The sequence below is a fragment of the Mangrovactinospora gilvigrisea genome, assembly GCF_001879105.1.
In the GTDB taxonomy this organism is placed as follows: domain Bacteria; phylum Actinomycetota; class Actinomycetes; order Streptomycetales; family Streptomycetaceae; genus Mangrovactinospora; species Mangrovactinospora gilvigrisea.
Genome location: NZ_MLCF01000045.1, coordinates 22,669 through 48,958 on the forward strand (window position 1 = coordinate 22,669; position 26,290 = coordinate 48,958).

At 72.5% G+C, this 26,290-nt stretch carries 23 protein-coding genes; 8 read left to right on the forward strand and 15 right to left on the reverse strand.

Translation table 11 applies throughout. The features are described from left to right. Positions 1–264 precede the first annotated feature (264 nt). From BIV57_RS10085 to BIV57_RS10100, 4 genes are all read right to left on the reverse strand, one after another. Positions 265–1,647 carry a glycine--tRNA ligase gene (locus tag BIV57_RS10085; RefSeq protein ID WP_071656366.1) on the reverse strand — a complete coding sequence of 461 codons (1,383 nt, stop codon included), beginning with the start codon at positions 1,645–1,647 and terminating at the stop codon, positions 265–267. Between the two features lie 92 nt (positions 1,648–1,739). Next, the gene (locus BIV57_RS10090) at positions 1,740–2,609 is read right to left on the reverse strand and encodes a metal ABC transporter permease (RefSeq protein WP_071656367.1); all 870 of its coding nucleotides are present in this window, start codon (positions 2,607–2,609) and stop codon (positions 1,740–1,742) included. Beyond that, complete coding sequence (locus BIV57_RS10095; protein WP_071656368.1) at positions 2,609–3,442, reverse strand: metal ABC transporter ATP-binding protein; 834 nt, start codon at positions 3,440–3,442, stop codon at positions 2,609–2,611. The genes BIV57_RS10090 and BIV57_RS10095 overlap by 1 nt, the downstream gene beginning before the upstream one ends. Before the next feature lie 7 nt (positions 3,443–3,449). Continuing rightward, on the reverse strand, positions 3,450–4,373 hold the full coding sequence (locus BIV57_RS10100; RefSeq protein ID WP_071656369.1) for a metal ABC transporter solute-binding protein, Zn/Mn family: 924 nt from the start codon (positions 4,371–4,373) through the stop codon (positions 3,450–3,452). 202 nt (positions 4,374–4,575) lie between these two features. On the opposite strand from BIV57_RS10100, the gene BIV57_RS10105 reads away from it, so the two are divergent. After that, positions 4,576–4,986 carry a Fur family transcriptional regulator gene (locus tag BIV57_RS10105; protein WP_071656370.1) on the forward strand — a complete coding sequence of 137 codons (411 nt, stop codon included), beginning with the start codon at positions 4,576–4,578 and terminating at the stop codon, positions 4,984–4,986. A gap of 3 nt (positions 4,987–4,989) precedes the next feature. Here the strand turns inward: BIV57_RS10105 and BIV57_RS10110 are convergent, their stop codons facing one another. From BIV57_RS10110 to era, 5 genes are all read right to left on the reverse strand, one after another. Further along, positions 4,990–5,811, reverse strand: coding sequence for an isoprenyl transferase (locus tag BIV57_RS10110; protein WP_071656371.1), 822 nt, complete (start codon positions 5,809–5,811; stop codon positions 4,990–4,992). A 5-nt stretch (positions 5,812–5,816) separates the two neighbouring features. Continuing rightward, positions 5,817–6,563 (reverse strand): DNA repair protein RecO, encoded by a 747-nt coding sequence (gene recO, locus BIV57_RS10115; RefSeq protein ID WP_071656372.1) that lies wholly within the window; start codon positions 6,561–6,563, stop codon positions 5,817–5,819. 44 nt (positions 6,564–6,607) lie between these two features. After that, complete coding sequence (locus BIV57_RS10120; protein WP_071656373.1) at positions 6,608–7,222, reverse strand: TerB family tellurite resistance protein; 615 nt, start codon at positions 7,220–7,222, stop codon at positions 6,608–6,610. 242 nt (positions 7,223–7,464) lie between these two features. Then, complete coding sequence (gene leuA, locus BIV57_RS10125; RefSeq protein WP_071656374.1) at positions 7,465–9,234, reverse strand: 2-isopropylmalate synthase; 1,770 nt, start codon at positions 9,232–9,234, stop codon at positions 7,465–7,467. Between the two features lie 183 nt (positions 9,235–9,417). Continuing rightward, positions 9,418–10,353, reverse strand: a complete 936-nt coding sequence (gene era, locus BIV57_RS10130; protein ID WP_071656375.1) for a GTPase Era — start codon at positions 10,351–10,353, stop codon at positions 9,418–9,420. Between the two features lie 339 nt (positions 10,354–10,692). On the opposite strand from era, the gene BIV57_RS10135 reads away from it, so the two are divergent. The 5 genes from BIV57_RS10135 to BIV57_RS10155 all read left to right on the forward strand — a co-directional run bounded on the left by BIV57_RS10135 (position 10,693) and on the right by BIV57_RS10155 (position 16,884). Further along, positions 10,693–11,652, forward strand: a complete 960-nt coding sequence (locus tag BIV57_RS10135; RefSeq protein WP_079170199.1) for an ABC transporter permease — start codon at positions 10,693–10,695, stop codon at positions 11,650–11,652. Continuing rightward, positions 11,652–12,569: a carbohydrate ABC transporter permease gene (locus BIV57_RS10140; protein ID WP_071656376.1), complete on the forward strand. Its 918-nt coding sequence runs from the start codon at positions 11,652–11,654 to the stop codon at positions 12,567–12,569. Before BIV57_RS10135 ends, BIV57_RS10140 begins: the two co-directional genes overlap by 1 nt. Before the next feature lie 14 nt (positions 12,570–12,583). Further along, complete coding sequence (locus BIV57_RS10145; protein ID WP_071656377.1) at positions 12,584–14,218, forward strand: extracellular solute-binding protein; 1,635 nt, start codon at positions 12,584–12,586, stop codon at positions 14,216–14,218. 74 nt (positions 14,219–14,292) lie between these two features. After that, the gene (locus tag BIV57_RS10150; protein WP_071656378.1) at positions 14,293–15,258 is read left to right on the forward strand and encodes an asparaginase; all 966 of its coding nucleotides are present in this window, start codon (positions 14,293–14,295) and stop codon (positions 15,256–15,258) included. Between the two features lie 309 nt (positions 15,259–15,567). Beyond that, positions 15,568–16,884, forward strand: a complete 1,317-nt coding sequence (locus BIV57_RS10155) for a hemolysin family protein (protein WP_071656379.1) — start codon at positions 15,568–15,570, stop codon at positions 16,882–16,884. A 267-nt stretch (positions 16,885–17,151) separates the two neighbouring features. On the opposite strand, the gene BIV57_RS10160 is transcribed toward BIV57_RS10155, so the two are convergent. Genes BIV57_RS10160 through BIV57_RS10185 form a run of 6 tightly spaced genes read right to left on the reverse strand, consistent with a single transcriptional unit; the run spans position 17,152 to position 21,385 of the window. Then, entirely contained in the window at positions 17,152–17,499 is a 348-nt protein-coding gene (locus tag BIV57_RS10160; RefSeq protein ID WP_071656380.1) for a hypothetical protein, read from the reverse strand. Positions 17,500–17,509: 10 nt separating this feature from the next. After that, positions 17,510–17,968, reverse strand: coding sequence for an rRNA maturation RNase YbeY (ybeY, locus tag BIV57_RS10165; protein ID WP_071656381.1), 459 nt, complete (start codon positions 17,966–17,968; stop codon positions 17,510–17,512). Positions 17,969–17,991: 23 nt separating this feature from the next. Continuing rightward, positions 17,992–19,059 (reverse strand): PhoH family protein, encoded by a 1,068-nt coding sequence (locus tag BIV57_RS10170; RefSeq protein ID WP_071656382.1) that lies wholly within the window; start codon positions 19,057–19,059, stop codon positions 17,992–17,994. Between the two features lie 21 nt (positions 19,060–19,080). After that, positions 19,081–20,094 carry a ribonuclease Z gene (locus BIV57_RS10175; RefSeq protein WP_071656383.1) on the reverse strand — a complete coding sequence of 338 codons (1,014 nt, stop codon included), beginning with the start codon at positions 20,092–20,094 and terminating at the stop codon, positions 19,081–19,083. Between the two features lie 9 nt (positions 20,095–20,103). Continuing rightward, positions 20,104–20,463: a histidine triad nucleotide-binding protein gene (locus tag BIV57_RS10180; protein WP_071656384.1), complete on the reverse strand. Its 360-nt coding sequence runs from the start codon at positions 20,461–20,463 to the stop codon at positions 20,104–20,106. A 58-nt stretch (positions 20,464–20,521) separates the two neighbouring features. Continuing rightward, positions 20,522–21,385 (reverse strand): helix-turn-helix transcriptional regulator, encoded by an 864-nt coding sequence (locus BIV57_RS10185; protein WP_071656385.1) that lies wholly within the window; start codon positions 21,383–21,385, stop codon positions 20,522–20,524. 136 nt (positions 21,386–21,521) lie between these two features. Between BIV57_RS10185 and BIV57_RS10190 the strand changes: the two genes are divergently transcribed. Continuing rightward, complete coding sequence (locus BIV57_RS10190; protein ID WP_071656393.1) at positions 21,522–22,982, forward strand: MFS transporter; 1,461 nt, start codon at positions 21,522–21,524, stop codon at positions 22,980–22,982. Between the two features lie 63 nt (positions 22,983–23,045). After that, on the forward strand, positions 23,046–26,290 hold a 3,245-nt coding region (locus tag BIV57_RS10195; RefSeq protein WP_079170203.1), incomplete at its 3' end, for a S41 family peptidase.

Here is a 26,290-nt window from a genome sequence, read left to right on the forward strand (position 1 = left end):
CGCCACCGCGCTGCGCCGGGGCGGCGCGGCGGCGCCGTGGACGGCCGCCGCGTTCCTGCTGCTGGACGCCGCCCTGGACACCGCGACGGCCGGCGGCGGCGCGGCGCTCGGCGAGTCCCTCACCATGGCGCTGTGCGCCGAACTCCCCCTCGCGGCCCTCTGCGTTTGGACGGCAGCACGCCGCCCCGGCCCCCACCGAGCCGGACAGCGGCTCGGGCGGGGTGCCGGGGCGGAGCGGCGGCGACAGCGACCGGCGACTACCCGTCAGCAGCCCAGCAGCCTGGACCCCAAGTACTGCTCCACCTGGGAGAGCGACACCCGCTCCTGCTTCATGGTGTCCCGCTCCCGCACGGTGACGGCATCGTCGTCCAGCGTGTCGAAGTCGACCGTCACCGCGAACGGCGTCCCGATCTCGTCCTGCCGCCGGTACCGCCGCCCGATCGCGCCGGCGTCGTCGAAGTCGACGTTCCAGTACTTCCGCAGCGCCTCCGCCAGCCCCTTCGCCTTGGGCGACAGCTTCGGGTTCCGCGACAGCGGCAGCACCGCCACCTTCACCGGCGACAGCCGCGGGTCCAGCCGCAGCACGGTGCGCTTCTCCATGACGCCCTTCGCGTTGGGCGCCTCGTCCTCGGTGTACGCGTCCAGCAGGAACGCCAGCATGGCCCGGTTGACGCCCGCCGCCGGCTCGATGACGTACGGGTACCAGCGCTCGTTGGCCTCCTGGTCGAAGTACGTCAGGTCGACGCCGGAGGCCTTCGCGTGCGAGGCCAGGTCGTAGTCGGTCCGGTTGGCGACGCCCTCCAGCTCGCCGAACTCCGAGCCGCCGAACTGGAACCGGTACTCGATGTCCACGGTGCGCTTGGAGTAGTGCGAGAGCTTCTCCGCCGGGTGCTCGAAGAGCCGGATGTTCTCCTCGCGGATGCCCAGGTCGAGGTACCAGTTCCAGCGCTGCTGGAGCCAGTGCTCGTGCCACTGCTCGTCCTCGCCCGGCTTGACGAAGAACTCCATCTCCATCTGCTCGAACTCGCGGGTGCGGAAGATGAAGTTGCCCGGCGTGATCTCGTTCCGGAACGACTTGCCGATCTGCGCGATGCCGAACGGCGGCTTCTTCCGGGAGGTCTGCTGCACGGCCGCGAAGCTGATGAAGATGCCCTGCGCGGTCTCGGGCCGCAGGTACGCCAGCGACCCGGAGTCCTGCGTCACCCCGAGGTGGGTGGAGAGCAGCCCGCTGAACTGCTTGGGCTCGGTGAAGGCGCCCTTGTTGCCGCAGTTGGGGCAGTTGAGGTCGGCGAGGCCGTTGGCCGGCAGGTGCCCGTGCTTGGCCTCGTACGCCTCCTCCAGGTGGTCCGCGCGGAACCGCTTGTGGCAGGAGAGGCACTCGGTCAGCGGGTCGGTGAAGGTCTCGACATGGCCGGAGGCCTGCCACACCTCGGGCGCCAGGATCACCGAGGTGTCGATGCCCACCACGTCGTCCCGGCCGATGACCATCGACCTCCACCACTGGCGCTTGATGTTGTCCTTGAGCTCGACACCCAGCGGACCGTAGTCCCAGGCGGCGCGCTGGCCTCCGTAGATCTCGCTGCTCGGGTAGACGAAGCCACGGCGCTTGCTCAGGCTGACGATGGTGTCGATCTTGTCGGCGGCCACGGTGCTCTCTTCAATACGGCGGGGGGTCGGTCGAAGTCACCTCAGGTTACCGGCCCCGACCCGTGCGGTTTCAAATCAGCAGCGGACGGCCCCTACGCCTGCGCCGGCACCGCGGACGGCCGCCGCGCCCAGCCCCGGCGGGTCCGCCGCCACCCGACCACCCGGCACACCGCGTAGATCAGGAAGGAGACGGTGGTGACGTACGGGCTGATGGGCACGGACGAACCGATCGCCAGCAGCGTCCCTCCGACCATCGACACCAGGGCGAACACCACGCTCAGCAGCGTGATCCGGACCGGCGAGGCGGTCACCCGGATCGCCGCCGCGGCCGGCGTCACCAGCAGCGACAGCACCAGCAGCGCCCCCACCACCTGCACCGACATCGCCACGGCGAGCCCCAGCACCAGGGTGAAGACCGGCGAGAGCAGCTTGACCGGAACGCCGCGCGCCTCGGCCGCCTCCGGGTCGACGGAGGCGAACATCAGCGGCCGCCACAGGATCGCCAGCGCCGCCAGCACCACCGCGGCCATCCCCAGCAGCCAGGCGGTCTGCGGGTTGTCGACGGCCACCACCTGCCCGGTGAGCAGCCCGAACTTGTTGGCGGCGCGCCCGGAGTAGAGCGCCAGGAAGAGCACCCCGAGCCCCAGCCCGAACGGCATCAGCACCCCGATGAAGGAGTTGCGCTCCCGGGCCCGCACCCCCAGCAGCCCGATGATCAGCGCCGCGACGAGCGAGCCGACCAGCGCGCCCTGGGCGACGCCCACCCCGATCAGCAGGGCGGCCGCCCCGCCGGCGAAGGACAGTTCGCTGACGCCGTGCACCGCGAACGCCAGGTCGCGCATCATCACGAAGACCCCGACGAGCCCGCCGACCAGGCCGAGCGCGGCGCCGACGACAAGGGAGTTGCGCACCAGCGCCAGCAGTTGGCCGTAGTCGGCGTAGTTGAAGATCTCGTGCCACATCAGTGCGCCACCTCCACGGTGTCGTCCAGGTGGTGGGCGTCCTCGGCGGCCGCGGCCTCCGCCCCGGCGACGATGACGCGGCCGCCGGCGCGCACCACCTCGATGCGCGCCCCGTAGAGCTCGGAGAGCACCGGCGAGGTGAGCACCTCGTCCGGCGGGCCGACCCGGAAGCGGCCGCCGGCCAGGTAGAGCACCCGGTCGACGACGCCCAGCACCGGGTTGATCTCGTGGGTCACGAAGACCACCGCGGTTCCCCTGCGCCGCCGCCGCGCGTCCACCAGCGCGGTGACCTCCTGCTGGCGGCGCAGGTCGAGGGAGAGCAGCGGCTCGTCGCAGAGCAGCAGCCCGGGGTCGGAGGCGAGCGCCTGGGCGATCCGCACCCGCTGCTGCTCACCGCCTGAGAGCATGCCGACCGGGATGTCGGCGTACTCGGCGGCGCCGACCTCGGCGAGCGCGGCGTCCACCCGGCGGCGCAGCTCGCGGCCGCGCCCGGGGCGGCCGATGCCCCAGCGGTGCCCGTCCACCCCGAACCGCACCAGGTCGCGGGCCCGCACCGGCACCCCGGCCTGCAGCGTCTTCTGCTGCGGGACGTAGCCGACGGGGGCGTTCACCTCGACCGTGCCGGCCGAGAGCCTGGTCAGGCCGAGGGCGGCGCGCAGCAGGCTGGTCTTGCCGGTGCCGTTGGGGCCGAGCACGGCGAGGAACTCGCCGGGTCGGACGTCCAGGTCGAGGCCGTTCCACAGGGTGCGGTCGCCGTAGCCGAGGGCCGCGCCGCGCAGCCGCAGCGCCGGCTCCGCGCCGGCTTCCTCCGTTGCTCCTTCAGCTGCTGACACCGTCTCATCAACCCTTCAGCGCGGCGGAGATGTGGTCGAGGTTGGCGCTCATCCAGGACTGGTAGTCCTGGCCGGCCGGGAGCGTCTCGGTGACCGGGATCACCGCGACCCCGCCGGCCTTCGCAGCATGCTCCGCCTCCCCGGCGGCGGCGTCGGCGGCCTGGGCGTTGTACAGGAGTGCCGAAACCTTTCCGGAGCCGGCGAAGAGGCCGAGCGTCTGCCGCAGCGCGCCGACGGGGACGTCGTCGCCCTCCTCGACGGCGTGGCTGAACGCCTCGGGCGTCCTGTCGACGAGCCCGATCGCCTGCGTCATGTAGAGCGGCACGGGCTCGGTGACCGCGATGCCGCGCCCGGCGTACTCCTTCTTCAGCCGCGCCTCGCGCTGCTGGAGCGGCTTGAGCTTCGCGGTGAAGGCGGCGGCGTTCCTGCGGTACTCGGCGGCGCCGGCCGGGTCGGCCTCGGCGAGCCGGTCGGCGACGGCGCCGGCGACCTTCTCCGCGGTCCCGAAGTCGTACCAGACGTGCTCGTTGAGGTCGCCGCCGACCGGCTTCTTGCCGGACACCTGCACCGCGTTGACCACCTTGGCCCTGCCGCCGGCGGTCTTGACCATCCTGGCCATGAAGTCGTCGTAGCCGCCGCCGTTCTCGATGACCACGGCGGCCTTGGATATCGCCAGCTGGGTACGGGTGTTGGCCTCGTAGCCGTGCGGGTCCTGGTTGGGGTCGCTGATGATCGAGGTGACGTCGGCGCGGTCGCCGCCCACCTGCTTGGCGACGTCCCCCCAGACATCGGTGGCGGCGACCACATCGACCTTGCCGCCCGCGGTGGCCGACCGGCTGCCGGAGGAGCCGCCGCCGCAGGCGGAGAGCGCCACGGCGAGCGCGGCGGCGCCGCAGACGGCTGCCGCGAGGCGGCTACTGCTGTTGAGCATGGGCACTCCCGAGCGGATCGAGCACGGTCGACGGCCGCGGCCGAACGAAAATGGTGATGATTTTCAGTTTAGACTAGCAGGAGTGCGCAAGGCCGCGTCCCCGGGATCCCCCGCCGCGGCTGGCACAATTGGGCCCGAGCCCTGACGCCCTCAGGCCCACGCCCCCCAGACGACCCGCGCATCCGCGATCGGAGGACAGCCGGTGACCACCGCAAAGCCGCCTGCCCGCGGACGGTCCACCCGTCAGCGGGCTGCCGTCTCCGCAGCCCTCGAAGAGAGTGACGAGTTCCGCAGCGCCCAGGAGCTGCACGACCACCTCAAGCACAAGGGCGACTCGGTCGGCCTCACCACCGTCTACCGCACCCTGCAGAACCTCGCCGACGCCGGCGAGGTGGACGTGCTCCGCACCGACGAAGGCGAGTCCGTCTACCGCCGCTGCAGCAGCGGGCACCACCACCACCTGGTCTGCCGGCACTGCGGCACCGCGGTGGAGGTCGAGGGCCCCGCGGTCGAGACCTGGGCGGAGGCCACGGCCCGCAAGCACGGCTTCGTCAACGTGGCCCACACCCTGGAGATCTTCGGCACCTGCGCCGACTGCGCAGGCAAGGCGTAGCGGCTAACCCTCGGCCTGGGCCACCTGGTTGGGGACCGCACCGCCGTAGCGGCGGTCCCGCTGGGCGAAGGACTCCACCGCGCTCCACAGGTCGACGCGGTCGAAGTCCGGCCACAGGGTGTCCTGGAACACCATCTCGGCGTACGCCGACTGCCACAGCAGGAAGTTCGAGGTGCGCTGCTCGCCGGACGGCCGCAGGAACAGGTCCACATCCGGCATGTCCGTGTTGTACATGTAGCGCGCGATGAGCTTCTCGTTGACCTTCTTCGGGTCGAGGCGCCCCTCCGCCACCTCGGCCGCGATCGCCTTCACCGCGTCGGTGATCTCCGCGCGCCCGCCGTAGTTGACGCACATGTGCAGCGTGATGACGTCGCAGTCCTTGGTCTGCTCCTCCGCGATGCGCAGCTCGTCCACCACGCCCTTCCACAGCCGCGGCGGCCGGCCGGCCCAGCGGATCCGCACCCCCATCGCGCCCAGCTCGTCGCGGCGCCGGCGGATCACGTCCCGGTTGAAGTCCATCAGGAAGCGGACCTCCTCCGGGGAGCGCCGCCAGTTCTCGGTGGAGAAGGCGTAGAGCGAGATGTGCTCGATGCCGATCTCGATGGCGCCCTTCACCACGTCGAGCACCTGCGCCTCGCCGCGCTTGTGCCCCTCGGTGCGGGGCAGCCCGCGCTGCTTGGCCCAGCGCCCGTTGCCGTCCATGACGAGCGCCACGTGCCGCGGCACCAGCTCGGCCGGGATCTTCGGCGGCCGCGCGCCCGAGGGGTGCGGATCGGGGGCTCGGTACTGCCGCTTCCGTGTGCCGAGGATGGTCCGCGCTGCCAAATCGATCACTTCTCCAGGTATTTCAGGGAGCGGATGCCCCGCTCCAGGTGCCACTGCAGGTATGCGGCGACCAGCCCGCTGCCCTCCCGGCAGTGCCGCGGCTCCGCGGCGTCCGCCGTCGACCAGTCGCCCGTCAGCAGCGCGCCCAGCAGCCGCATCGTCTCGGGCGAGGGGACGGCGCAGCCCGCGGGCTTGCAGTCCCCGCAGACGGCGCCGCCGCCCTGCACCGAGAAGAACCGGTTCGGCCCCGGAAGGCCGCACCGCGCACAGGCGTCAAAGCTCGGAGCGTACCCGTTGACGGCCAGCGACCGCAGCAGGAAGGCGTCGAGCACCCCGTGCGCGCGGTGCTCGCCCGCGGCCAGCGTCCGCAGCGCGCCGACCAGCAGCAGATACTGCTGGACGGCGGGCTCCCCCTCGTGGTCGGCGAACCGCTCGGCCGTCTCCAGCATCGCGGTGCCGGCCGTCCACCGGTCGTAGTCGTGGACCAGGATTCCCCCGAACGGGGCGAGCGTCTCCACCTGGGTGCACAACGGCAGGGAGCGCCCCACCAGTTCGCTGCCGCGCGAGAAGAACTGGATGTCGACGTGGCCGAAGGGCTCCAGCCGGGCGCCGAACTTCGACTTGGTCCGCCGCACGCCGCGCGCCACGGCGCGCACCCGGCCGTGGGTGCGGGTCAGCAGCGTGATGATGCGATCGGCCTCACCCAGCTTCTGGGTGCGCAGCACGATGCCGTCGTCGCGGTAGAGGGACACGCCCCTATTGTGCGTCACCGCACGCCCCGCAAGGGGCGCGGCCGTCAGCGCCCCGCCGCCGCCGCTTCGCGCAGGACCTGGCGGATCTGGGCGTCCGGCATGGTCAGCGCATGGCCCGCGGCCATCAGCATCGCCCGCTCGTTGGGGGTGTACGCGCCGTCGGCAAGGGCGACCCGCGCCGCCGTGGCGAGCAGATGCGCGCGCCCCGGCTCGGCGAGGTGCGGCCCCAGCGGCACCAGCGCGGCCCGCAGCCGGGCCGCGGCGGTCGGCGGCAGTCCGTCGACGCGGGTGGCGTCCGGGTCGTCCACCTGCTGCAGCTCGACCATCTCGTCCAGCAGGTTGCCCGGTTGGCACTCGGGGCTGCCCGCCGAGCGGACCGCCGCGCACGCGGCCTCCCGCGACGCGGCGTCGCAGGAGCCGTCGGCGGCGAGCGCGGCGAGCGCCAGCGCGCGGGCCGCGTCCCGGATCAGCAGGACGAAGCCGCGGCAGGTGGGCGCCTCGAGCACCTCGGGGCCGTAGCGCGCCCGGCAGTCCGTGCAGACCACGCGCAGGCCGCGGCGTCCCGGAAGTCTTCCGGTGCGGGCGCGGTAGTTGCGGTCCCCGCCGCAGCGGGCGCAGTAGAACTCGCCGTCTGTCCCCTGCCCCTGGTTGCGTGCCACGGCAGCACCTCCCGCGTCCCGGGCGCGGCCGCCACACTGCGGAAGCGCCGGTGTCCGCGATGTTGCCACAAGGTGTCAGCCTGCGTCAGCAGCGCGTCGGGAAGATTTCGCCGAACGCCCCGAAAGGGGCGCGGGGTCCGCCCCCGTGCGGCTCTGCCGCGGGGCGCGAGTGACCGAGGTCGACCGTGGGGCGCAAGCCGGCCCCGGCACCCGCGGCGGAGGACCCCCGCGCCCGAACCGCGTCAGCGCGCCGCGCGGTTCACGGCGCTGATGACGGCGCGGATCGAGGCGCGGACGATGTTGGCGTCGACGCCGACGCCCCACAGCACCCGGTCGCCCACCGCGCACTCGATGTAGGACGCGGCCTGCGCACCGGCCCCGGCCGAGAGCGTGTGCTCCTTGTAGTCCAGCAGCCGGACGTCCACGTCGATGGCGTGCAGCGCGTCGAAGAACGCCTCGAGCGGGCCGCTGCCGACGCCGCGCAGCTCGACCTCCTCGCCGTCGACGACCGCCGCCACCGAGATGGAGTCGCGGCCGTCCTCGGTCTGCGAGGACTGGTGGGAGCGCAGCGCGATCCGGCCCCAGGGCGCGTCCGGCACCGGCAGGTACTCGTCCCGGAAGACCTCCCAGATCTGCTTCGGGGTGATCTCGCCGCCCTCGGCGTCGGTGCGCCTCTGGATGGTCTGGGAGAACTCCACCTGCAGCCGGCGCGGCAGGTCCATCTGATGGTCGGCCTTGAGGACGTAGGCCACGCCGCCCTTGCCGGACTGGGAGTTGACGCGGATGACGGCCTCGTAGGAGCGGCCCACGTCCTTGGGGTCGATCGGCAGGTACGGCACCGCCCAGGTGTGCTGGTCGACCGGGACGCCGGCCGCCTCGGCGTCGGCCTCCATCGCCTCCAGGCCCTTCTTGATGGCGTCCTGGTGGGAGCCGGAGAAGGCGGTGTAGACCAGGTCGCCGACGTAGGGGTGGCGCTCGTGGACGCCCATCCGGTTGCAGTACTCGTAGGTGCGGCGGATCTCGTCCAGGTCGCTGAAGTCGATCTTCGGGTCGATGCCCTGGCTGAACAGGTTCATCCCCAGGGTCACCAGGTCGACGTTGCCGGTGCGCTCGCCCTGCCCGAACAGGCAGCCCTCGACGCGGTCGGCGCCGGCCATCACGCCCAGCTCGGCGCAGGCGATGCCGGTGCCGCGGTCGTTGTGCGGGTGGACCGAGACGCACACGTGCTCGCGCCGCGTCAGGTTGCGGCTGATGTACTCGATCTGGTCGGCGTAGACGTTGGGGGTGGAACGCTCCACGGTGGCGGGCAGGTTGAGGATGATCTCCCGCCCGGGGCCCGGCCGCCACTCGTCCATGACGGCCTCGCACACCTCCAGGGCGTACTCCATCTCCGTCTCGATGAAGATCTCCGGCGAGTACTCGAAGCCGAAGACCGTCTCCGGGCCGATGTGCTTCTCGGCGTGCTGGATGACGGAGCGGGTGCCCTCGATCGCGATGTCCTTGATCTCCTCGCGGGAGGCGCGGAAGACCACCCGGCGGGAGAGCATCGAGGTGGCGTTGTACAGGTGGACGGTGGCGCGCTTGGCGCCGACCACGGACTGCACGGTCCGCTCGATCAGCTCGTCGCGGGCCTGGGTCAGCACCGAGATGGTGACGTCGTCGGGGATGGCGGCCGGGTCCTCGACGATGGAGCGGACGAAGTCGAAGTCGGTCTGCGAGGCGGCCGGGAAGCCGACCTCGATCTCCTTGTAGCCCATGCGTACCAGCAGGTCGAACATGGCGCGCTTGCGGGCCGGGTCCATCGGGTCGATCAGCGCCTGGTTGCCGTCCCGCAGGTCGGTGGAGAGCCAGCGGGGCGCCTCGGTGATCTGCTTGGACGGCCACTGGCGGTCCGTCACCGGCGGCGCGCCCAGGATCGGGCGGTAGCGCTGGAACGGCATCGGGGAGGGCTGCTGCGCTACGGTGTCGGCGGTGACGGGGGTGGGGCGCTGGAAGAAGTCTGCGGAGGTCATGCGGGGCTCTTTCCTCGATCGGCGGGATCGCTTCGATCAGCCGGGCGGCAACGCCGAACACCGCGATGAGGGAGCCGGCCTGGTGCTACAGGCCCTCACCGCGGCAGATAAGGAGGAGGCTGCCGTCGTATCGCATGACGTGCCGCACATTACCAGAACGGCCGGAGACGCCCTCGGGGCGTCTCAGAATCCGAGCCTGCGCAGCTGCTTCGGATCCCGCTGCCAGTCCTTGGCGACGCGGACGTGCAGGTCGAGGAAGACCTTGGTGCCGAGCAGCGCCTCGATCTGGGCCCGCGACTTCGTCCCCACGTCCTTCAGCCGCGCGCCCTTCGGGCCGATGACGATGCCCTTCTGGCTGGACCGCTCCACATAGACGTCCGCCCGGACGTCGATCAGCGGGCGGTCGGCCGGACGGCCCTCGCGGGGCGTCATCTCCTCCACGACCACCGCGAGCGAGTGCGGCAGCTCGTCCCGCACGCCCTCCAGCGCCGCCTCGCGGATCAGCTCCGCGACCATGACCTGCTCGGGCTCGTCGGTCAGCTCGCCGTCCGGGTAGAGGTCGGGGCCCTCCGGCAGCAGCGGGGCGAGCAGGTCGGCGAGCAGCTCCACCTGGTCGCCGGACTTCGCCGAGACGGGGATGATCTCCGCCCACTCGAAGCCCAGCTCCCGGCCCAGCCGGTCGACGGCCATCAGCTGCTGGGCGACGGCCTCCCGGTTGACCAGGTCGGTCTTGGTGACGATCGCCACCTTCTTGGCCCGCTTGACCTCGGCCAGCTCCTTGGCGATGAAACGGTCGCCGGGGCCGAGCTTCTGATCGGCCGGCAGGCAGAAGCCGATCACGTCGACCTCCGCCCAGGTGGCCCGCACCAGGTCGTTGAGGCGCTCGCCGAGCAGGGTGCGCGGCTTGTGCAGGCCGGGGGTGTCGACGAGGACCAGCTGGGCGTCGGGGCGGTGCACGATGCCGCGGACCGTGTGCCGGGTGGTCTGCGGGCGGTCCGAGGTGATGGCCACCTTGGTGCCGACCAGGGCGTTGGTCAGCGTGGACTTGCCGGCGTTGGGGCGGCCGACAAAGCAGGCGAATCCGGCGCGGTGGGCGGGGGTGGCGTTCATGCCGTCCATTCTCCCCGACGCGGCGGGTGCTCCGGCCCGCCGCTCCGCCCGACGGGGGACGGGACCGCACTGGACCAGGCGTCCGGCTAGCAGACGCTTACCTTCCCCTTCCGCATCCACCGGGCGCTCCCGCCGACCCCTTCCGAGGCGGGGACGGGGCAGGTTGACAGCCGCGCGGCCCCTTGGGAATCACCGTGACGCGAATCCGGCCACATGTGGCCACACCCGCTCCACGACGCTTGTCTTTACAACGTTGTACATCTACAACTCCCGTACCAGGCAAGCGTTTTCGATTGATCGTTTTTCAGGCCCACCTCACCCTCGTCCCCCACCCGGAAGGGACCCCGCGTGGCAGGCACCGCCTCACCGACCCCGCCGCCCGAGACCGGTACCGGCTCCCGCGCTGCCGGCTGGTGGCGCCGCAACCGCTCGCAGCGCGCCCTATGGCTGCTGGCCGTCCCCGGCATCGCCTACTTCGCCGTGTTCCACTACTCGGCGTTCGTCTCCAACATCATCGCCTTCAAGCAGTACGTCCCGTTCGAAGGCATCTGGGCCAGCCCCTGGGCCGGCTTCTCCAACTTCTCCCGGCTCTTCGGCGACCCGTCCTTCTGGGCCGCGGCCTGGAACACCCTCGCCATCTCCGCGCTGCAGCTGGTCTTCTTCTTCCCGCTGCCGATCGCGCTGGCCGTGCTGCTGCACAGCCTCGCCTGGAAGTCGGTCCGCACCGTCTTCCAGTCGATCATCTATCTGCCGCACTTCATCTCCTGGGTGATCGTCATCGCCCTCTTCCAGCAGATCCTGGGCGGCGCAGGGCTGCTCAACGGGCTGCTGTCGGACGGCGGGATGCACGCCGTCAACATCATCTCCAACCCCGGCTCCTTCAAGCCGCTCGCCGTCGCCGAGATCATCTGGAAGGACTGCGGCTGGGGCACGATCATCTTCCTCGCCTCGCTCGCCAACGTCCCCGAGCAGCAGTACGAGTCCGCCGCGCTGGACGGCTGCGGGCCGTGGGGCCGGTTCTGGCACATCACGCTGCCGGCGCTCCGCCCGATCATCATCCTGCTGCTGATCATGCGGCTCGGCGACATCCTCTCCGTCGGCTTCGAGCAGTTCCTGCTGCAGCGCCCGGCGGTCGGCCCGCAGGCCGCGGAGGTCCTCGACACCTTCGTCTACTACCGAGGCGTGCTCGGGGGCGACTGGGGCTTCTCGGCGGCGGCCGGACTCTTCAAGGGCGTCATCGGCGCCATCCTCGTCTACTCGGCCAACAAGATCGCCCACAAGATGGGCGAGGAGGGGGTGTACCAGTAATGGCAACCCTGGACGGGTTCCGCGAGGCCCGAGCCGCCTGGCAGGAGGAGCCGAAGGCGATCACCAAGATCGGCAAGGCCGTCGCCCTGGTGGTCTTCTCCCTCCTGATCCTCATCCCCTTCCTGGAGGTGCTCGCCACCAGCGTCGCCTCCGGCGACCAGATCACCAAGAACGGCGGGTGGGTGCTCTGGCCCGAGCACCCGACCTTCGGCGCCTACAGCCAGATCCTCAACGGCGGCGTCGTCACCAGGTCCATCCTGGTGAGCATCGGCATCACCGTGGTCGGCACGGCCATCTCGCTCTTCGGCACCATCACCCTCGCCTACGCGCTGGGCCGGCCGCACTTCAAGCTCCGCAGGCCGCTCACCCTCGCGGTGCTCTTCACCTTCCTCTTCCCGACCGGCATGCTCCCCGGCTACCTGGTCGTCAAGCAGCTGGGCCTGCTCAACAGCTACTGGTCGCTGATCCTCCCGGTCGCCATCAACGTCTTCAACCTGGTCGTGGTGCGCGGCTTCTTCCAGAACATCCCCGAGGAGCTCTACGAGCAGGCCCGCATCGACGGCGCCTCCGAATGGCAGCAGATGGTGCGGATCGTGCTGCCGCTCTCCCGGGCCGTGATCGCGGTCGTCGGGCTCTTCTACGCCGTCAGCTACTGGAACAGCTTCTTCTCCGCGATCCTCTACCTCAACGACTCCACGAAGTGGCCGGTGCAGGCCGTGCTGCAGCTGTACGTCACGCAGGGCGCCGACCTGTCGGGCTCCACCGCCTCGACCTTCTCCGACTCCGGCTCCGCCCAGGCGCTGCAGTCCACCCAGATGGCCGTGGTGGTGCTCGCCACCCTGCCCGTCCTGCTGGCCTACCCCTTCGTCCAGCGGCACTTCACCAAGGGCGTCCTCACCGGCGCCGTCAAGTCCTAAGGAGCGCGCCGCAGATGACGGACCGCCACCACCTCACCCGACGGGGACTGCTGACCGCCGGCGCGGGCACGGCCGCCGGTGCCGCCCTGCTGCTCACCGGCTGCGACGCGCCCCGCGCCATCCGCGCCACCAACATCGGCAAGAAGCTCGCCGAGTGGCCCGACTACGTGCCCGCCAAGGCGCCGAAGCCCGACTTCCCCGGCAACGACGCCAAGGGCATCCAGTCCGCCTACCTGACCTACCCCACCGACCTGGTCACCGCCGTCCCCGAGAAGCCCGGCAACGGCGAGACGGTCACCGTGGCGCTGGTCACCAACGAACCCGTGCCGCCGCCGCTGGGCCGCAACACCATGTGGCGGGCCGTCAACGAGGCGCTCGGGGTGAACCTCAAGCTCAACTTCATCCCCAGCGCCAGCCTCAGCCAGAAGCTCGCCGTCATGATGGCGAGCGGCGACGTCCCCGACATCATCACCTGCAGCGACGGCGTGCCGACGTTCGAGGACTTCATCGCCACCGACCTCCAGGACCTCACCGACCACCTCTCCGGGTCGGCGATCCGCGACTACCCCAACCTCGCCAACCTGCCGACCTACTCCTGGCAGGGCGTCGGGCTGATCAACGGCGGCATCTACGGCGTGCCCATCCAGCGGCCGCTTCCGACGCCCGAGATGATCTGCAACCTGGACGCCTTCGACAAGGTCGGCGGGCTCAGCGACTGGACGCCCGACCAGTTCACGCAGCGGATGAAGGCCCTCACCGGGAAGAAGCACTGGGCCTCCGGCCCGGTCGGCAAGACCGACGTCGACCGGCACGCCGGCTGGCGCGGCGCACCCAACAGCTGGGTGCTGGACTCCTCCGGCGGCTTCCACCCCACCGAGGCCACCGCCGTCTACAAGGACGCCCTCGCCTACATCCAGAAGCTCGTCAAGGACGGCGTCTTCTACCCCGACCAGGTCGCCACCCCCGAGGCCAAGACCCTGATGTACGGGCAGACGCTGTACAGCATGGCCGACACGCTGCCGGCCTACGCCACCAACGTCGCCGCCGTCGGCAGCCGCTTCCGCTTCGACTTCGGCCGGCCCTACACCATCCCCGGCGTCACCCCCAAGAAGTGGGACGGCCCCGGCTGGGTCAACTACACCGTGCTGAAGAAGGGCACGCCGTCCCGGATCAAGCTGATGCTGCGCATCCTGAACTTCCTGGCGTCGCCGTTCGGCAGCAAGGAGTACGAGCTGATCCGCTTCGGCGTGGAGGGCAAGCACTTCACCCGGGACAGCCACGGCCAGATCCAGCTCTCCAAGCTCTCGCAGGTGGAGAACTTCAACACGCTGCCGCTGCAGTACGTCTGCTCCCCGCCGCTGGTCGCCTACTTCCCCGGGCAGCCGGACGCCGCCCGGCGGGTCTGGAACTACCAGACGGAGACGTCGAAGTACCTGGTGAAGAACCCGTCGGTGGGCCTGCGGACGGCGGCGAAGGACCGCTACGGCACCGTCACCGGGCAGATCCTCAACGACGCGGCCACCAACATCGTCAACGGCCGCGCAAGCGTGAAGTCCTGGGACGACGCCCTCAAGGAGTGGCGCAAGCAGGGCGGCGACAAGATCGCCGCGTCGCTGCGCGAGGAGTACGCGGCGGTGCACGGGCACTGAGTGCGCGCGCCCCGGCCCGCTCCTGTTTCAATGGGAAGCGAACGATCATCCCAGGATTGAGGCAGGAGCGGGCCGTGCACGCAGTAGTGGCAGAGGTGTGGCGAGGGGACTTCCTGGAGTCGGTGCACCACGGCACCGTCCTCGCCGTCCGGGCGGACGGCACGGACGCCGTCGCCGTCGGCGAGCCCGGCGCCGCCTGCTACCCCCGCTCCTCCAACAAGCCCGTCCAGGCCCTCGGCATGCTCCGCGCCGGCCTCGGCCTCGACGGCGAGCTGCTCGCCCTCGCCTGCGCCAGCCACTCGGGCGAGCCCTTCCACGTCGAGGGCGTCCGCAAGATCCTCGCCGGGGCCGGCCTCTCCGAGGACGACCTGCGCAACACCCCGGACATGCCGGTGAACGCCGTCGCCCGGCGCGCCCTGATCGCGGCCGGCCACGGCCCGTCCCGGATCACCATGAACTGCTCCGGCAAGCACGCCGCGATGCTCGCCACCTGCGCCGCCAACGGCTGGGACACCGAGAACTACCTCGACCCGCGCCACCCCCTCCAGGTCCGCCTCCGCGAGACCCTGGAGGACGTCGCCGGCGAGCCCGTCACCTTCACCGGCGTCGACGGCTGCGGCGCCCCGCTCTTCGCCGTCACCTACCGCGGCCTGGCCCGCGCCTTCGCCGCGCTGGCCACCGCCGCCCCCGGCACCCCCGAGCGGCGCGTCGCCGACGCGATGAGCGCCCACCCCGAGTACGTCGGCGGCACCGGGCGGGACGTCACCGAGCTGATGCGGGCGCTGCCCGGCGCGGTCGCCAAGGACGGCGCCGAGGGCGTCTACGCCCTCGCCCTGCCGGACGGCTCCGCCGTCGCCCTCAAGATCGCCGACGGCTCCTCCCGCGCCCGCCCGGTCGCGATGGTGGCCGCGCTGCGCCGCCTCGGCGTCGACATCGACGGCAACGAGGCCCTGCGCGCCCTGGCCCTCGCCCCCGTCCTCGGCCATGGCGAGCGGGTCGGCGACGTCCGCCCCTCGGTGCTCCTCGCCCAGGGGTCCTGAATTCCGCGCCGGGGCGTTGGGGAACACCGTCCGACCGGATACCGTTTTTGTAGAGAGGACAGTGTTCCCGACGACAGAACGGGTGTGATCTGGGCCCTGTGCCCGACACGATGGACGGACCCCGAAAACCCGGTCCCGGCGGCTGCTACCCGAGCCAGACGCCAGGATCGCGAGGCTGCTACCCGCGCCGCGTCCCGCAGGACGACGGCTGCTACCCCCCGCACGACGACACCGAGGACCTGCTGAGCGAGCTCGCCGGTCTGCTGCTGGGCGGCGGTCGCGGCCGCCGCCCGCGCGGAGGTGCCCGTCGTGTCCGGTGACCATATCGGCTGGCTCGTCACCGCGTTCATCGCCTGTGTGGTGGTGGCGTGGATGGCGGCCTGTGCCGAGTCCGCGGTGCCCCGCATCTCCCCGTTCCGCGCCGAGCAGGCCGAGCGGGCCGGGCGCCGCGGGGCCCCCCGACTCAAAGCCGTCGCCGCCGACCCCGTCCGCTACACCACCCTCGCGCTGCTGGTGCGGGTGGTCTGCGAGATGGTGGCGGCGGTCCTGATCACCACGGTGTTCGTGGAGTACTTCGCCTCCATATGGGTGGCGATGCTGGTCTCCGCCGCGGTGATGGTGCTGGTGTCGTACGTGGCGGTGGGCGTCTCGCCCCGCACCATCGGCATCCAGCACCCCGAGGCGACCGCCTCCGCGGCGGCGGTGCTGCTGGTGCCGCTGGGCCGCATCCTCGGCCCGGTGAGCCGGCTGCTGATCCTGCTCGGCAACGCGCTCACCCCGGGCCGCGGCTTCCGCGAGGGGCCGTTCGCGTCCGAGGCCGAACTGCGCGCCATGGTCGACCTCGCCGAGAAGGACTCGCTCATCGAGGACGACGAGCGGCGCATGGTGCACTCCGTCTTCGAGCTGGGCGACACCATCGTCCGCGAGGTGATGGTGCCGCGGACCGACCTGGTGCTGATCGAGCGGAGCAAGACCCTCCGGCAGGCGATGACGCTGGCGCTGCGCTCCGGGTTCTCCCGCATCCCGGTGGTGGGCGAGAACGAGGATGACGTCGTCGGCATCGTGTACCTCAAGGACATGGCCCGCCGCACGCACATCAACCGCGAGGCGGAGGAGCAGCCGGTCGAGTCGCTGATGCGGCCGGCGTCGTTCGTCCCGGACACCAAGGCGGCGGCGGACCTGCTGCGCGAGATGCAGCGGGACCGGATCCACCTGGCGGTGGTGGTCGACGAGTACGGCGGGACGGCCGGCATCGTCACCATCGAGGACATCCTGGAGGAGATCGTCGGCGAGATCGCGGACGAGTACGACCAGGAGGCGCGGCCGGTGGAGGAGGTCGGCGCGGGGCGCTACCGGGTGACGGCGCGTCTGGACGTCGACGAGCTGGGCGAGCTGTTCGGACGAGAGTTCGACGACGAGAACATCGAGACGGTGGGCGGGCTGCTGGCGAAGGCGCTGGGCCGGGTGCCCATCCCGGGGGCGTCGGCGGTGGTGGACGGGATCCGCCTCACCGCGGAGGGCCCCGCCGGCCGCCGCAACCGGATCGCCACGGTGCTGGCGGAGACGGTCACCGCGGCGGCGGAACGGCCCGCGCTCCCCGCGGCGTCCCGGGAACCCGTCGGGTAGGACGTCCTCGCTGTTGCCGCCCCTTCGCCCCGGCACCCCGCCCGGACGGGCTCCGCCCGCCGTCGGGGGCCGGGGCGAAGTACGTGCGGACTTCCCCAGGCCACGCCGAGACCGGAAACCCGCCGCAACCCGGCCGACACCGACCCCCAGGCCAAGCGCCCACCGGCCACGACCCGGCCGCCAACACCAGCCTCCGCGCCCAAGCGCCGACCGGCCACGACCCGGCCCGGCCGGAGCGGCACCGGGCCGCGGCTCGGACCGCTGGTGTCAGGCCCGGTGGGTGGTTTGGAGTTCGCCCTTGGGGTTGGCGAGGAGCAGGGGGGTGCCGGGGCCGCCGAGGTCGCGGACGGCTGCCAGGTCCGCCGCCGACGGTGCGTCGGCGCTCGCCGAGACGACCGCCGCCGCCTCCAGGGACGACGCTCCCGAGGAGGCCGCCGCCGCGACCGCGGCCTGCACGGCCGTCAGGGCGAGCGACGGCAGGGCCACCGTCGCCGCGGTGTAAGTGCGTCCCGTCTCGTCGCGGACGGCCGCGCCCTCCGCCGCGCCCACCCGGGCACGGGACGAGCGGGCCAGCGTCAGCAGCTTGGCGTCCTCGGGGTCGATCGCATCGCTCATGCCGGCAAGATTATCCGGCCCGGCGGGCCCGCCATTCGGCGAGGATCCCGTCCTGGAGGCCGAACATCTCCTTCTTCTCCTCCTCCTCGGCGTGGTCGTAGCCGAGGAGGTGGAGAACTCCGTGCACGGTGAGCAGGTGCAGCTCGTCGTCCATCGAGTGGCCGGCCGTGTCGCCCTGCTTCTTGGCGACCTCCGGGCAGAGCACGATGTCGCCGAGGAGGCCGAGCGGCGGCTCCTCGTCGTCCTTGCCGGGGCGCAGCTCGTCCATCGGGAAGGAGAGCACGTCGGTCGGGCCCGGCTCCTCCATCCACTGGATGTGCAGCTGCTCCATCGCCTCCGCGTCCACGAAGATGACCGACAGCTCGGACTGCGGGTGGATGCGCATGGCGTCCAGCGCGAAGCGGGCGACGTCGAGGACGGCGTCCTCGTCGACGGTCCAGCCGGACTCGTTGTTGACCTCGATGGACATCGGTGCGGTGGGCTCGGCTCTCGTCAGTCCTGCTTGGGCGTGGGCTTCAACGGGCGGCGCCGCTGCTGCTGCTTGGGCGCGGGCGCGCCGCCGTCCCCGTCACCGTACCGCTCGTAGGCGTCGACGATGCGCGACACCAGCTTGTGGCGGACCACGTCGCTGCTGGTGAGCCGTGAGAAGTGGACGTCCTCCACGCCCTCCAGGATGTTCTGCACCTGGCGCAGGCCGCTGGTGGTGCCGCCCGGCAGGTCGACCTGGGTGACGTCGCCGGTGACGACGATCTTGGAGTCGAAGCCGAGCCGGGTGAGGAACATCTTCATCTGCTCGGCCGAGGTGTTCTGGGCCTCGTCGAGGATGATGAAGGCGCTGTTCAGCGTCCGTCCGCGCATGTATGCCAGCGGGGCGACCTCGATGGTGCCGGCGGCCATCAGCCGGGGGATGGAGTCGGGGTCGAGCATGTCGTGCAGCGCGTCGTAGAGCGGGCGCAGATAGGGGTCGATCTTCTCGTAGAGGGTGCCGGGCAGGAAGCCCAGCCGCTCTCCGGCCTCCACCGCGGGGCGGGTGAGGATGATCCGGTCGACCTGCTTGGCCTGCAGCGCCTGCACGGCCTTCGCCATCGCCAGGTAGGTCTTGCCGGTGCCGGCCGGGCCGATGCCGAAGACGATGGTGTGCTTGTCGATGGCGTCGACATAGCGCTTCTGGTTGAGCGTCTTGGGACGCACCGTGCGGCCGCGGCTGGAGACGATGTTCGCGGTCAGCACCTCGGCGGGCCGCTCATCGCCGGAGCCGCGGAGCATGGCGATCGATCGCTCCACGGAGTCCTCCGTCATGGGCTGGCCGGTGCGCAGCACCAGCATCATCTCGTCGAACAGGTTCTGCACGAGGGCCACTTCGGCGGCGTCGCCGGTGGCGCTGATCTCGTTGCCGCGCACATGGATGTCGAGGGTCGGGAAGCCCTTCTCGATGACGCGGAGGAGAGAGTCGCCCGCGCCGAGGACGGTGACCATCGGGTGCTTGGCGGGAACCGTGATGCGGGCGGTGGCAGCGGCCCGGCTGCTGCTGCCTTCGCTCTTCGCGTGTGAGGAAGTCATGGGTCGGCGCTATGGCCTGGATCATCCCAACGTCTGTTCGGACACGCCCTGGGGGCCTGGGGTTTCATGGTAGCCGCGGGCCGCGCCCGACCCCCGGGGATTTTCGGGACGCGCGCCCGCCCGCCGGGGCACCGCTACCCGGGTGAGGTCCTCGGCGACCACGATCTCTCCTGGGAAGAACGCCGACGCCTCGTCGAGGAATTCCCGGGGCTCGGTGTAGCGCTGGGAGAAGTGGGTGAGGACGAGCGTCCTGACGCCCGCGTCGCGGGCGGCGCGGGCCGCGGCGCCGGCGGTGAGGTGGCCGTGCGCGTCGGCGAGGGCGGCGTCCCGGTCGAGGAACGTCGACTCGATGGCCAACAGGTCGGCGCCCTCGGCGAGTCGGTGGACGGCTGCGCACATCCGGGTGTCCATGACGAAGGCGAAGACCTGGCCGGGGCGGGGCTCGCTCACCTCGTCGAGGCCGACGGCGGTGCCGTCCGGGGCGGTCACCCGGCCCTCGCGCTGCAGCCGGCCGACGTCCGGGCCGGCGATGCCCCGGGCGGCGAGGGCCGCGGGCAGCATCCGGTGGCCGTCCGGCTCGGTGAGCCGGTAGCCGTGCGCCTCCACCGGGTGGTCCAGCAGGCGGGACTCCAGCCGGTACGGCGGCCCCTCGGCGAGCACCTGGTGCGCGGCGGCGGACGGCTCCTCGCGCACCTGGATCATCTCGTGGAAGACCGAGGCGTGGCGCAGCCGGGCGATGTACTCGGCTCCGGAGGCCGGGTAGTGCAGCACCAGCGGGTGCGGCACCCGGTCCAGGTTGGCGCGCTGCAGCACGCCGGGCAGGCCCAGGCAGTGGTCGCCGTGCAGATGGCTGACGCAGATCCGGTGCACGTCGTGGGCGGCGACCCGGGCCAGCAGCATCTGCCGCTGGGTGCCCTCGCCGGGGTCGAAGAGCAGGCCCTCACCGTCCCAGCGCAGCAGATAGCCGTTGTGGTTGCGGTGCCGGGTGGGCGCCTGGCTGGCGGTGCCGAGGACGATCAGCTCGCGGGAGGCCACCGGCGGCCCTCAGCCGAGGCGCATGGCGATGCCCTCGCCGCCGAGGACGTGGCAGTGGACATGGAACACGGTCTGGCCGACGCCCTCGCCGGTGTTGAAGACCAGCCGGTAGCCCTTGTCGGCGATGCCCTCGTCGGCGGCGACGGCCGCGGCCTCGCGCAGCAGCTGCGCGGTCAGCTCGGCGTCCGCCTCGGCGAGCGCGGCGGCGTCGGGATAGTGGGCCTTGGGGACGACCAGGACGTGCACCGGCGCCTGCGGGCTGATGTCGCGGAAGGCGAGCGTGGTCTCCGTCTCGCGCACCTGGGTGGACGGGATCTCTCCCGCGACGATCTTGCAGAAGAGGCAGTCGGGCTGCGGCTCGCCGGCCATCGGGAACTCCTCGGGACGAAAGTGCTTGGGGCCGATGCTACCGACGTCCGACGCCGCGTCAGCCCGCGACGGCGTGCAGCGGGGGGCGCGCCGCGGCGAGATGCCGCAGCTTGGCCTCGGTGCCGGAGCCGGGGACGGGCAGGTGCAGCACGATCGTCAGGTCCGGCCGCTCGGGCACCCGCATCCGGGTCGACTCCAGCTCCAGCAGGCCCACCTCGGGGTGGCTGACCTCCTTGCGGGTGGTGCCGCCCTCGGCCACGTCCTGACGGGCCCACAGCTCGGCGAACTCCGGGCACTGCGCGCCCAGCCGGTCGGCCAGCTCGCAGAAGCCGGTGTCGTCGGGGAAGCGGGCCGCGTCGCCGCGGAACTGGGCCACCGAGGCGGCGCCGATCTCCTTCCAGCGCGGGTAGCGCTCCCGGTAGACCGGGCTGGTGAAGAAGCTGACCAGGCAGTTGGAGGTGGGGCCGGTGGCCGGGAAGATCTGCCGCGCCACCGGGTTCATGGCGATCTGCTCCCAGTAGCGGTCCACGATGTTGGCCGGGTTGGGCATCCACGCCTCGAGGATGCGGTCCAGCACCTCGCAGACCCCGTCGCCGGGCGGGCGGCCCTCGTCGGCGTCCGGCAGCGGCGGGTTGAGGCCGGCCAGCACGTAGAGGTGGCGGCGCTCGGCGGGGCTGAGCCGCAGCACCCGCGCCACCGCGTCCAGCACCTGCGGGGAGACGGTGATGTCGCGGCCCTGCTCCAGCCACTGGTACCAGGAGGTGCCCACCCCGGCGAGGACGGCGACCTCCTCGCGGCGCAGGCCCGGGGTGCGGCGGCGGGCGCCGCCGTCGGGGAGCCCGACGTCGGCGGGGCTCACCCGCGCTCTGCGGCTCCTGAGGAACTCCCGCAGATCGGCGCGGCGGCGCGAGACGGTGGCCATGCCCCTCCTCGGATCCCCTGGCTGCTGCCCGGCAGTGCCTTCTGGTGGTGCTGTGCGGTGGTGCTGTCTGGTGGTGCGACCACCAGGATAAGCACCCTCTCCCCACGGGCCGCGGTTCCGCCGGAAGCTCATGGGCATGACGACACAGACCACGACCTCGGATGCGGTGGACGCCCCCGCATCGGCGATCCGACCGCCGGGCGTCGAAGCCCGGTTGGGCCTGCGGGCCAAGCTGGTGCTCGCGGTGCTGTGCGCGGCCCAGTTCGCCATCGCCCTGGACTTCTCCATCCTCAACGTGGCGCTCCCCTCGCTCGGCCGCGACCTGGGCTTCTCGGCCGGCGCGCTGCAGTGGGGCATCACCGCCTTCGCGCTCGCCTCGGGCGGCTTCCTGCTGCTCGGCGGGCGGATCGCGGACCTGGTCGGGCGGCGGAAGGTGTTCCTGGTCGGGATGGCCGCCCTCACCCTCGCCTCGGTGCTCGCCGCGGCCGCCTGGAGCCCCGAGGTCTTCCTCGCGGCGCGGGTGCTGCAGGGCCTCGCCGCGGCCGGCGTGGTGCCGTCCGGGATGGCGCTGCTCACCGCGGCCTTCCCCGAGGGGCCGCTGCGGGAGCGGGCGCTGGGCGTCAGCGGCACCATCATGGCCACCGGCTTCACCACCGGCATGGTGCTGGGCGGAGTGCTCACCGAGGCGCTGAGCTGGCGCTCCACCATGGCGCTGATCGTGGTGATGGGCGTGGTGGTGACGGCGGTGGCGCCGCGGCTGCTCACCGAGAGCCGCAATCCGCACCACTCGCGGCTGGACGTCCCCGGGGCGCTGGCCGTCACCGGCGCGGTGCTGGCGCTGATCTACGGGCTGACGGCGGGCGCGGACGGCGGCTTCGGGCGGCCCCAGGCGTGGGGTTCGCTGGCGGCCGGCGTCGTGCTGCTGGCCGTCTTCGGGCTGGTGGAGTCGCGCTCGGCGGAGCCGATGGTCGATCTGAAGCTGCTGCGGCGGCGGTCGGTGCTCTTCGGCAACCTGGGCGGGTTCACCGCGTTCTCGCTGATGTCGTCGGTCTTCTTCCTGCTGACGCTCTTCCTCCAGGACGCGCAGCACATCTCGCCGCTGGTGACCGGGCTGGTCTTCGGGGTGCCGGGGGCGGCCGCGGCGGTCTCCGGCGCGCTGGCGCCGCGGCTGGTCGGCCGGTACGGGCCGCGAAAGGTGCTGGTCGCCGGGCTGCTGGTGCAGGGCGTGGCGACGGCGCCGCTGATCGCGCTGGGCGCGGCGGAGGCGGCCGGGGGCCGGGCCGGGGTGCTGGTCCTGGTGCTGGTGGGGACGTCGCTGGCGTGCGTCGGGCATCTGTGGGCGATCCCGTCCTACGGGGTGGTGGCGACGTCCGGGCTGACGCCGGAGCAGCAGGGGCTGGGGGCCTCGCTGGTGACGCTCACCCAGCAGATGGGGATGACGGTGGGGACGCCGGTCCTCTCCGCGGTCGCCGCCGCGGCGGGCGGCACGGCGGGCGTCGTCCACGGCGTCCCCGCGGGCCTCGCGGTCGACGCGGCAGCGGTCCTCCTGCTGGCCGCCGCGGTCTGGACGGCCCTCGCCCGGCGGGCTCGCCCCTGACGGGCTTCCCGTCCGCGCCGGCACCCCACCCAGGTGGGGTGCCGGCGCGGAGGGGGATCGGAAATGCTGTTCCGCCCGAGCGCGCGAGCGGTTAGCGTGCCAAGCGTGACCGACGCTTACCTGCGCTTTCCTCATATACGCGACAGCCTCCTCGTCTTCGCCGCCGAGGACGACGTCTGGCTCGCCCCCCTCGACGGAGGCCGCGCCTACCGGCTGACGGCCGATCACGAACCCGTCGACAACCCGCGGCTCAGCCCCGACGCCACCCGCGTCGCCTGGACCTCCCGCCGCGAGGGCGCCGCCGAGGTGCACGTCGCCCCCGTGGACGGCGGCACCGCCCGCCGCCTGACCTACTGGGGCGAGCCCAACACCCGCGTCCTCGGCTGGCTCTCGGACGACCGCGTGCTCGCCGTCTCCACCGTCGACCAGGGCTCCCGCCGCCGCTCCTGGGCGTACGCCGTCCCGATCGACGGCGGCCCCGCCGAGCGCCTGCCCTACGGCCCCGTCGGCGGCGTCGCGCCGAACCCGGCCGGCCCCGGCACCCTGCTGGTCTCCGCGGCCATGAGCCGCGACGCCGCCCAGTGGAAGCGGTACCGCGGCGGCACCGCCGGCAAGCTGTGGATCGACCGCACCGGCGACGGCGAGTTCGTCCGCGTCCACGAGGACCTCGACGCCAACATCGAGTCGCCGATGTGGCTGGAGAACGGCCGGATCGCCTTCCTCGCCGACCACGAGGGCGTCGGCCACCTCTACTCCTCGCTCCCGGACGGCACCGACCTCACCCGGCACACCTCCGGCGACTGGTACGCCCGCAACGCCGCCACCGACGGCACCCGCGTCGTCTGGCAGTCCGCCGGCGACCTCCACCTCCTGGACTCGCTGGACGGCACGCCGCGCAAGCTGGACGTCCGCCTCGGCGGCCCGCGCACCGCCCGCGCCCCGCAGCGCATCGACGCCGCCGAGTGGCTGGGCGACCTGACGGTCGACCGCACCGGCCGGGCCAGCGCCGTCGAGGTCCGCGGCACCGTCCACTGGCTCACCCACCGGGACGGCCCGGTCCGCGCCCTCGCCGACGCCCCCGGCGTCCGCGGCAGGCTGCCCGTCGTCCTCGGCGACACCGGCCGGGCCGCCTGGGTCACCGACGCCGAGGGCGAGGACGCCCTGGAGATCGCGCCCGTCAACGGCACCGCCGTCGACGGGGGTTCGGAGAAGCCGCAGCGCCTCGCCTCCGGCCGGCTCGGCCGCGTCCTGGAGCTCGCCGCCTCCCCCGACGGCACCCGGCTCGCCGCCGCCGCCCACGACGGCCGGCTGCTGGTGATCGACACCGCCACCGGCTCCTCACGCGAGCTCGCCGCGAGCGAGTGGGGCGACGTCGACGGCCTCGCCTTCTCCCCCGACTCGCGCTGGCTCGCCTGGTCGCAGCCCGGCCTCGACCGGATCCGGCAGATCCGCCTCGCCGACCTGCGCGAGGGCACCGTGCTGGACGCCACCCCGCTGCGCTTCCACGACTTCTCGCCGGCCTTCACCGCCGACGGCAAGTACCTGGCGTTCCTCTCCTACCGGGACTTCGACCCGGTCTACGACTCGCACGCCTTCGACCTGTCCTTCCCCGGCGGCTGCCGCCCGCAGCTGCTGGCGCTCGCCGCCGACACCCCGTCGCCCTTCGCGCCCCGCCTGGGCGGACGGCCCTTCGAGGACGAGGACGACGAGCACGGCAAGGACGCCGACCGCGAGGGCGGGAAGAACGACGGCAAGAAGGACGACACCCCGCCGATCACCCGCGTCGACGCCGAGGGCCTCGACCAGCGGGCCGTCCCCTTCCCGGTGCCGGCCGGCCAGTACGACCGGCTGCGCGCCGCCAAGGGCGCCGTCCTGTGGCTGCGCGAGCCGATCACCGGCCGGCTCGGCACCGACCTGGCCGGCCCGGACGCCGACCGGCCGCGCCCCGTCCTGGAGCGCTTCGACCTGGCGGCGCCGCGCACCGAGGAGCTGGTGGACGGCCTCGACGGCTACCACGTCTCCGGCGACGGCACCCGGGTCGCGATCCAGGACGGCAAGCGGCTGCTGGTCCGTCCCACCGCGCACAAGGTGGAGCCGGACGACCACCCGTCGGCCTCCGACGACATCGCGGTCGACCTGGGCCGGATCCGCGTCACCGTCGACCCGGGCGCCGAGTGGCGCCAGGAGTTCGACGAGAACGGCCGCCTGATGCGCGACCACTTCTGGCGCGCCGACCTGGGCGGCGTCGACTGGGACGCGGTGCTGCGCCGCTACCGTCCGCTGGTCGAGCGGGTGGGCTCGACGGCCGACCTGGTCGACGTGCTCTGGGAGACCGTCGGCGAGCTGGGCACCTCGCACGCCTACGTCATCCCGCCGGGGGCCGGAAAGCCGCACCGCGTCCGGCAGGGCCTGCTGGGCGCCGACTGGCGGGTGGAGGACGGGCGTTGGACGATCGCCCGGGTGATCCCCGGCGAGCCTTCCGACCCGCTGGCGCGCTCGCCCCTCACCGCGCCGGGCGTGGCGATGCGCGCCGGGGACGTGGTGGTGGCGGTGGACGGCCGCGCGGTGGACCCGGTCGCCGGGCCCGGCCCGCTGCTGGTCGGCACGGCCGGCAAGCCCGTCGAGCTGACCGTCGACCCGGCGGGCGGCGGCGAGCGGCGCACGGTGGCCGTGGTGCCGCTGGGCGACGAGACGCCGCTGCGCTACCAGGACCGCGTCAACGAGCGGCGCGCGTACGTGCTGGAGAAGTCGGGCGGCAAGCTCGGCTATCTGCACGTCCCGGACATGCAGGCGGTCGGCTGGGCGCAGCTCCACCGCGACCTGCGGACGCAGACCGCCCGGGACGGGCTGGTCGTCGACATCCGGGAGAACGGCGGCGGGCACACCTCGCAGCTGGTGCTGCAGAAGATCTCCGGCACGGTGATCGGCTGGGACGTCAGCCGCGGCTCGGGCACGGAGAGCTATCCGCAGCACGCGCCGCGGGGGCCGGTGGTGGTGGTCACCAACGAGTTCGCCGGCTCGGACGGGGACATCATCGCGGCGGCGGTGCAGAGCACCGGGCTCGGCCCGGTGATCGGCACCCGCTCGTGGGGCGGCGTCGTCGGCATCGACGGGCGCTACCAGCTGGTGGACGGGACGACGGTGACGCAGCCGCGCTACGCCTTCTGGTTCGCGCAGCACGGGTGGGGCGTGGAGAACCACGGCGTCGACCCGGACATCGAGGTGGTCAAGGCCCCGCAGCACTGGGCGGCCGACGAGGACCCGCAGCTGGACCGGGCCATCGAGGAGGCCCTCGCCCGCCTCGAGGC

What these genes read in the sequence shown, in the direction of transcription:
- BIV57_RS10090 (WP_071656367.1), bottom strand. Translation starts at nt 2,609, where the DNA reads ATGTGGCACGAGATCTTCAACTACGCCGACTACGGCCAACTGCTGGCG.
- BIV57_RS10100 (WP_071656369.1), bottom strand. Translation starts at nt 4,373, where the DNA reads ATGCTCAACAGCAGTAGCCGCCTCGCGGCAGCCGTCTGCGGCGCCGCC.
- leuA (WP_071656374.1), bottom strand. Translation starts at nt 9,234, where the DNA reads ATGACCTCCGCAGACTTCTTCCAGCGCCCCACCCCCGTCACCGCCGAC.
- era (WP_071656375.1), bottom strand. Translation starts at nt 10,353, where the DNA reads ATGGACGGCATGAACGCCACCCCCGCCCACCGCGCCGGATTCGCCTGC.
- BIV57_RS10140 (WP_071656376.1), top strand. Translation starts at nt 11,652, where the DNA reads ATGGCAACCCTGGACGGGTTCCGCGAGGCCCGAGCCGCCTGGCAGGAG.
- BIV57_RS10145 (WP_071656377.1), top strand. Translation starts at nt 12,584, where the DNA reads ATGACGGACCGCCACCACCTCACCCGACGGGGACTGCTGACCGCCGGC.
- BIV57_RS10160 (WP_071656380.1), bottom strand. Translation starts at nt 17,499, where the DNA reads ATGAGCGATGCGATCGACCCCGAGGACGCCAAGCTGCTGACGCTGGCC.
- ybeY (WP_071656381.1), bottom strand. Translation starts at nt 17,968, where the DNA reads ATGTCCATCGAGGTCAACAACGAGTCCGGCTGGACCGTCGACGAGGAC.
- BIV57_RS10170 (WP_071656382.1), bottom strand. Translation starts at nt 19,059, where the DNA reads ATGACTTCCTCACACGCGAAGAGCGAAGGCAGCAGCAGCCGGGCCGCT.
- BIV57_RS10180 (WP_071656384.1), bottom strand. Translation starts at nt 20,463, where the DNA reads ATGGCCGGCGAGCCGCAGCCCGACTGCCTCTTCTGCAAGATCGTCGCG.
- BIV57_RS10185 (WP_071656385.1), bottom strand. Translation starts at nt 21,385, where the DNA reads ATGGCCACCGTCTCGCGCCGCCGCGCCGATCTGCGGGAGTTCCTCAGG.
- BIV57_RS10190 (WP_071656393.1), top strand. Translation starts at nt 21,522, where the DNA reads ATGACGACACAGACCACGACCTCGGATGCGGTGGACGCCCCCGCATCG.